This is a genomic window from Bifidobacterium sp. W8110 (assembly GCF_016101375.1).
Classification (GTDB): domain Bacteria; phylum Actinomycetota; class Actinomycetes; order Actinomycetales; family Bifidobacteriaceae; genus Bombiscardovia; species Bombiscardovia asteroides.
In genome coordinates, this window is sequence record NZ_JACFQO010000007.1 from 1 (window position 1) to 6,601 (window position 6,601).

The following is a 6,601-nucleotide window of genomic DNA, read 5'->3' on the forward strand; positions in this document are numbered from 1 at the left end:
GCTGGCCTGTCACCAGGACCGGCTCAGGGGTCAGCTCATCGACAGGCACCCACTCGCTATCCTTCAGAGCCACCCACTGGTAATAATACGAATTGGTCTCAGAACATATGCCATCAGGATTGTCATTTGTACTGCCACGCGGATTCAGCCAGTACACGAAGAACGACCGTGCCGGAGCTGTTCCCGGAGCAGTGCCGGCGATTGGCCCAGTAACATTGCTCTTATAATCAGGAAAACCGTAGTCGGTTACCATGCCCCAGTTAGCCTGATTGTTTTGGTAGAGATTTGGATTGTAGTCCCAACCGACCCAGGAATACGGGCCACTGCACTTCATATCCTCTTTGCTGTCCAAGCAGTAACCCATATACACTTTCATCTGTTTATCCTGGGACATGCTCGCTGTGATATTTGAATATCTATCCTGAGCCTGTAAATCACTCATGGAAGCCGGATCAAAATTTTTGCAGTTATCGGTAGTCCAGGACCAGGAAGAATTGCCGCAAGACAGGGCGGTATTCTGGTCACCAACGATGGCAAAGACATTCAAGGGCTCGGGGTGACCGCCAACCGCAAATTTTGCGGGATCTGGAGACTTATCCTTAATGTTCATATCACCCTCAATGGATATGGTCAGGTAGTCATACAAACCAGAATTGATTATCTTGTGAACGGTGAAGAACTCATCCTGATTCCTGGCCCAGGCTAGGGCGCCATCATAAGCGTTGGCATTTTTATTGCTGTCTACGTAATCATCCGGGGTAATAGTGTTCATATACCGCACGCGTCTGTAATAGTCAGGATTTTCAGAACCAACAAACTGATATATGAAAGATAGATTGCATTGTGACGGATTTTTGGTGTCAGTCCCACCAACACCGACGCAATCCGGCTTAAACTCATTGTGCTTTACGCGCAGGATGAAGTCCATGCGCAGCTCATCCTGGTAGGCATCGATCCTGTCGTTGAAGGCCATCATCCTATAGAGCAGGGGTTTTCTGCTGGCTGTTTCGTCCTGTCCATCGACGGCATTGGCCCGATTGGCCGAAAGGGCGCTCAGCCCAAGCGGAACAACCATGGCCAGCGTCGCCAGAAGGGTTACCAGAACGGCGATGATCGGACGGCTCGCATGCTGCGAACCCTTGGCGATCCGTTCTTGCAAACGCTTCAATACAATACCCCCAAATCAAGTTACAATTATGCTTAAGAGCGGCTAAACTTTGCTCTTTTAATCTGTCCCCAATTGCTTCGACTCTATCATAGCGATAAAAAAATGGCATCTTCGCTTTTTCCATACATGCTCCACGAGCACTGGAATTGCAAGCATTATCCGGGATTCCGATAGGGTGTGTCACGACCGGTCTTGCGCGACCGTTTATGGTCTTCATCTTACTGGTTTGAGTTGGAGGTGGAGGCCACTTTGTCATGGAAAAGTCGACAATTCGCTTCTGTCAAGCGACTCTTCCACCAGTGGCCTTCAGACGTCTAGGCTCGAGTCCCATCTCGCACAGGCAACACAAGCAGGGCCTGCCCTCACCCCCAAATTCCTTGGAGATGAGCACAGACCCTGCCTTATGCCCGCCGGAGAATCAGTATCGGCTCTCCTGCCTGTTCCTCAGGCAGGCCACAAAGCCGGCCAGACCCAGTATCAGCATCAACAGGATCTTGAGCACGGAAAGCGGCCATCCTCCAGCGAAGGGCAGGGATGAGTTGGAGGGCCGGAATTCCAGCGCATGCGACACCGCAGCCGACTCGTTTCCTCCCTGGAAGTTGCCACTTTGAGGATCAACGCTTTCGGCATCATCGGAAGAAACCTGAGCGGTGAATTGTCCCTGGTTTATCCCCTCAGGCGGAGTCGCCTGCCATGAACCCTGGTCTCCCACGGCGACATCGGTGCTGCTGTTGTCGGGCCAGGTTATATGGACCAGAGTCCCTTTAGTCTCAGGAACCCTCGTGTTGCCATTGACATACTTATATGCCTTGCCCGCCACCTGGAAGACGTCGTACCGTTCCAAGCTCAGCGTGGTCGGCGTCATATCAACCGTCCGGTTGGTGGAAACCGGATCCGAAGGGACATTCAGAGGGTTGATCATCTTAACCTGGAAAGTATATTTCTCTGTCTCATCGTCACCGTTGTAGCCGGTGAATCTGCCAGCAGGTATCGTCAAGGTCCAGGACCAGGTGGAAGCCGCCGTCTTGACGACCTTGAGCACAGAGCCCGATGTGGGGTCAGCGACGGAAGGCGACGTGGTATTGACCGCCGCATCCCTCTGGAAGGTGTTGGCCGGAGTGGTCACCAGACTGGTCCAGTCCGAGGCAGTGTTCTGTTTCATGGAAATGGCCATCCTGGAATCAGTCATCCCCAGCCCTCCCGAGGACCAGGCCGTATATATAGGCGAAACCGAGCCCTGGAAGGTGACGACCGAGTTTGCCGGTAGAATCCCGTTTTTCGTATGGGGCACTGTGACGGAGAGCTTGCCATCCGGAGCATTCTCGTTGGAGACGAAATAGGCTGTTCCTATATTCGAGAAGAAGGAGGTCAGGCCGAACCCGGAGGCGGACTCGGTCACCCAGGCATGATAACGCCTGTACCCGTTGTACTTGTTGCCGGGATCCGGCGATGGATACTGCTTATTGGTGTCCTGTATCTGCCAGGACCCTCCCTGCCTGCTCTTGGGATCGACCTTGCACACCGTTTCTCCCAGCTTGAACCCCCAGGAGTCCGAGCTTTTCACCAGGTCGTCACTGCTCTTGCTCTGCTCCTCCGTGAAAGGATTGCCGGGATCCTCGCCGAACAGAGTAACCGTGTTGGGATGCGTGTCGTCTTTGGAGGGAGTGCACTCGCCGCTGACCACCGGATCAAGCTTGCCGGTATAGACGCTTCCCGAGGCATTCAAGGAGCCATCGGTGTCATTCTGAATGTTGGTGATGGTCGGATCATCGGGACGAGGCACATCATACTTATAGAAGGCAGTATCGATAGTCCAGCCTGCACTCAGGTTCTCATCTTTCTTCGCGTCAGACATGCCATCATCGATACCCACAAGACCTTTGCGCATGGGGTTGTATACTTCGGGATTGACATTGCAGTTGTTGTCGGTGCCGGTGTCATTCAAATTCTTGGTCACAGGCCAGGTGACCATCTTGAAGTAGCCGTCAAGATCCTGGTCTTCCTTGGCCTTCCTGAAGTCAATGGAGCCATCAGCATTCTGAGCGGGCATAGGCTGGCCGTTCCTGTCCGTGGCAAACATCTCATTGGAATTACTCGGTTTTTTAGGCAAATTGAACGCCGCATTATCGTCGACTATTCCTTGGGTCCAATAAGTGGATGTCAGTGTGTTCGGGCTTGGCTTCTGACCCTCCACCAAGATCGGCTCAGGAGTCAGATCATCGACAGGCACCCATTGGGTGTTGTTTTTGAGACCTACCCATTGATAGTAATATGAGGTGGTCTCGGAGCATATACCCTTGCCTATATTGCCTCCACGAGGATTTTCCCAGTACACGAAGAAAGAGCGGGCCGGAGCCACCCCGGGTTGAGTACCGTTGACATTTCCAACAACGTTTCCATTACCAACGTCAGAATAGGCAGGAAAACCATAATCGGTCACCATGCCCCAGTTAGCCTGATTCCCACCATAGAGCTTCGGCCGGTCATCCCATCCGATCCAGGAGTACGGTCCGCTGCATTGAAGATTAGCATCCGAGCCCAGGCAGTCCCCCATATACAGCTTGAAGTTCTTACCGTTCGCCGTTAAAGATTCGGTAATATTGGATGTTCTATCCGGCGCATTAATCATGGTTTTAGAATCGAAACTGCCACACTCATCAACTCCGGAATTCCAATTCCACGGAGAACCGGGACTACCACACGACAGCGCTCCCTGCTGTTGGCCAACGACCGCGAACACATTTAAGGGCTCGCTTGTACCACCAGCTTTATAGTATGAAGGATTAGAGGAATTATCCCTGAGGTTCAAATCGCCTTCAAGGGAAATAGCAAGGTAGTCATATAAACCAGAGTTTATTATCTTATGTACTGTGAAGTATTCTTCTCTATTTTGCGCCCACTTGTAGGCTCCAGACCAAGGCTTACTCGTAGACGATGCTGAAGCTATAGTGTTCAAATACTTTATCCTGCGATACCAGGTTCGATTCTGCGAACCCCAGAACGGATAGACAAAGGATAAATTACAAGTGCCCTGAGTATCGGCACCGTTGGTAGCATTGGCGCAATTAGGATTGAAATCGTTATGTCTCACGCGCAGGATAAAATCCATGCGCAGCTCATCCTGCCAGGAATCAATCTTGTCGTTGTAACCAAGCATCTTATAGAGCAGCGGCTTCCTGCTAGCTGTCTCGCCTTGACCAGCGATGGCATTGGCTTGGTTTGCCGACAGAGCGCTGAGCCCGAGCGGAACAACCATGGCCAGGGTCGCCAGAAGGGTTATCAAAAGAGCAACTATGGGGCGATCCACATGCCGTGGACCCTTATTGCCCTGTTCTTGCAATCGGTTCAACACGTTACCCCCACACCTCAATGCAACCATCTCCAGAATCAGATGGACTGCACGCTTGATTGGTCCCCGGTGCAGGCCACGAAACCCTAGAGCACAAGTGCTACATCCTTATTTATGGCATCTTCTCTTCCCCTTACATGCTTTAAGAGTACCGAGGCTGAAAGCGTGATCTGGGATTCAGATAGGGTGTTTCGCGGCCGTCCACCATCTTGACTAAGGACTGTCTGCATGGGTAATGAGGTCGGTTGGGCAACGGCAGGACCCCACCCATCCTCTCAACTCCGTGGGGTGGGGGGACCTGTCTTATGTCCTGGTTCAGTGCCGGCTTTCCTGCTTGTTCCTCAGACAAGCCACGAAGCCAGCCAGGCCCAGGGCCATCAGCAGCATGATCTTGAGCACCGAAAGCGGCCATCCGCCGGTCAGAGGCAAAGCCGAGTTGGAAGGCCGGAACTCCAGCGTGTGCGACACCGGGGCCGACTGATTCCCGCCCTGGAACCTGCCTTGGGCATCAGGGCCCTCGGCATCATCGGAATGCACCTGAGCAGAGAACTGCCCCTGGTTGATCCCCTCAGGCGGAGTCGCCTGCCACGAACCTTCGTCCCCCACAACGACATCCGTGCCGCTGCCGCCGGGCCAGGCTATATGCACCATAGTCCCCTTGGCCTCGGGAACCTTCGTATCCCCGTCCACATACTTGTAGGCTTTCCCTGCCACCTGGAAGACGTCGTACCGTTCCAGGACCAGCGTGGTGGGTGTCATGTCGACCTTCCGCTCGATGGACGCCGGCTCTGAACGGATGTTCATCGGATTGACCATTTCAACGCGGAAATCATACATCTGTGTCTCGTCATTGCCGTTGTAACCGCTGAATTTGTCGGCAGGGATGTTCAGCGTCCAGGACCAGGTGGAAGCTGCTATCTTGTTCAGGCCCAGCGTAAAGCCCGTCGCGGAATCTTCGGCGGAAGACGTGGTGCCAGCCGCCGCGTCCCGTAGGAAGGTGTTGGCCGGAGTAGTCAGCAGGCTGGTCCAGTCCGAGGCTGTCTTCTGCTTCATCGAAACAGTCATCCTTGAATCCGTCATCCCTAGTGCTCCCGAGGACCAGGCAGTATATACAGGAGACACTTCACCCTTGAACACGACGACCGAGTCCGCCGGCAGGCTCCCGTTGACCGTATGGGGCACCGTCAGCGAGAACTTGCTCGCATCCGGCACGTTCTCCGCGGAGACGAAATAGGCAGTGCCGATATTCGAGAAGTAGGAGGTCAAGCCGAATCCGGAGATAGACTCGATCACCCAGGCATGGTACCGCCTGTAGCCGCTGTACTTGTTGCCTGGATCCGGCGACGGATATTGCTTGTTGGTGTCCTGTATCTGCCAGGACCCTCCCTGCTTGCTCTTAGGATCGACCTTGCACTCAACTTCACCCAACCAGAACCCCCACGTGTCCGCGGCTTTCACCAGGTCATCGCCATTCGCGCCCTGCCCCTCCGCAATCGGATTGGCAGGATCCTCCCCGTAGAGAACAACCTTGTTGGGGCGCGCAGGATCCTTGGAAGGCGTGCACTCACCACTGATCACCGGATCAAGCTTCGACGTATACACACTGCCCGAAGCATCCAAAGCGCTGTCGGCGTCATTTTCGATCTTCGTAATCGTTGGATCATCGGGGCGAGGCACATCATACTTATAGAAGGCACTGTTGATCGTCCAGCCCGCTGAAATATTTCGTTCTATATCTGAGCTGTTCATGCCGTCACGGATTCCGACGAGGCCCTTCTGATCAGGGTTGTACACTTCAGGGCTGACGGTACAAGCGCTGCCATCCCGGTTCGTGGTGACAGGCCAGGTGACCATCTTGAAATAACCGTCAAGGTCCTGCTTCTCCTTGGCCTCCTTGAAATCAATCCCGCCATCAGCCTTCTGGGCAGGCATAGGCTGGCCGTTCTTGTCAGTGGCAAACATCTCATTGGGATTATCCGGCTGTTTGGGCAAGTTGAAGGCGGAATACTTACTGACTTGGGCCGCCTTGCTGGTCGTGGTAGTCGCCGTATTGGGAGACGGCTGCTGGCCTGTCACCAGGACCG

1 protein-coding gene and 2 pseudogenes are annotated in these 6,601 nt (G+C 53.8%); all 3 read right to left on the bottom strand.

Annotated features, from left to right (window positions below; genetic code table 11):
• Positions 1-1,168 (bottom strand): annotated as a pseudogene (locus tag H3T88_RS08480) (hypothetical protein); the annotation flags it as partial.
• A 418-nt stretch (positions 1,169-1,586) separates the two neighbouring features.
• Positions 1,587-4,520, bottom strand: coding sequence for a hypothetical protein (locus H3T88_RS08485; protein ID WP_332461031.1), 2,934 nt, complete (start codon positions 4,518-4,520; stop codon positions 1,587-1,589).
• Between the two features lie 312 nt (positions 4,521-4,832).
• A pseudogene (locus H3T88_RS08490) lies at positions 4,833-6,601 on the bottom strand (hypothetical protein); the annotation flags it as partial.